Source organism: Bradyrhizobium sp. 132 (genome assembly GCF_023074185.1).
Classification (GTDB): Bacteria; Pseudomonadota; Alphaproteobacteria; order Rhizobiales; family Xanthobacteraceae; genus Bradyrhizobium.
This window is the reverse complement of record NZ_JADPKY010000148.1, coordinates 1-1,041: the sequence shown is the minus strand read 5'-3', so window position 1 is coordinate 1,041 and position 1,041 is coordinate 1. Positions and strand designations below refer to the sequence as shown.

Sequence of the window (1,041 nt, the reverse complement as noted above, 5' to 3'; positions counted from 1 at the left end):
ACCGTCATGAACAAGGTCGTGCCATGCTGCTGGCTCAGCCGCCGCAAGCCCCGCGTCAGATCCGCATCGATCACGACCGCCACACCGGCCCCGGCAAACGACTGCTGTGCCGGCCGCGGCCGGTCGGTCCGCAAGGCCAGACGGGCCGGTGCGCCCGACAGGTTGCTGCGCCAATACTCCGCCTGGATCGAGAGCCGCTCGCCCGACAGCCACTGCCGTTGCCAGGCGGCATAGTCCGGATACTGGATCGCAAGCGGCGGCAGCGGGTCCTCTTGTCCAGCCACAAACGTGCGGTACAGGTGACTGAGCTCACGCGCCAATACGCCGATCGACCAACCGTCGGAGACAATGTGATGCTGGGTCAGCAGGAAGACGTGCTCATCATCCGACATCCGGATCAGACACGCCCGGATCAGCGGGCCGCGCGCAAGATCGAAGGGCGTGCGTGCCTCTTCATAGCACAGATCCAACCGCGCCGCCTCGGCTTCCGGCCTGTCGCGAAGATCGCGCTCCACAACCGGCAGCCCCGCACCCGGCGGCAGAACTTCAACCCAGGGCTTGCCCTCCGGCGCGACAAAGACACTCCGCAGCGCCTCATGACGCGCCAACAACCGGTCGAGGCTGCGCTGCCATGCGGTGCGGTCGAGCTCACCCCGCAACCGCCATGCCAGCAGCATGTGATAGCTCCTGCCGCCCTCATCCAGCTGCGCCAAAAACCACAGCCGCTCCTGCGCAAAGGACAGCGCAAGCGGCTCTTCGCGCGACACAGCCACAATGGCCGGCAGCTCTTGTGGACCGGAGCGGCTCAACTCATCCACGAGGCTCGCGGCCAGATCGGCCAGCACCGGTTTCGCAAACAGCGTGCTCAGCGGCAGGGCGACGCCAACAACCTGCGAGACCCGGCTCAACAACCGCACCGCGAGCAGCGAGTGGCCGCCCAGTTCGAAGAAGTTGTCGTGCCGGCCGACACGTTCCAGGCCCAGAAGCTCGGCCCAGATCTGCGCCAGCGCGATCTCGATCTCGCCCCGCGGCGCCTCATAG

General features: G+C 66.9%; 1 protein-coding gene. It reads right to left on the bottom strand.

What is annotated here, in order from left to right; genetic code table 11:
- The coding region (locus tag IVA74_RS32285; protein WP_247351032.1) for a condensation domain-containing protein at window positions 1-1,041 on the bottom strand (1,041 nt) is incomplete at both ends.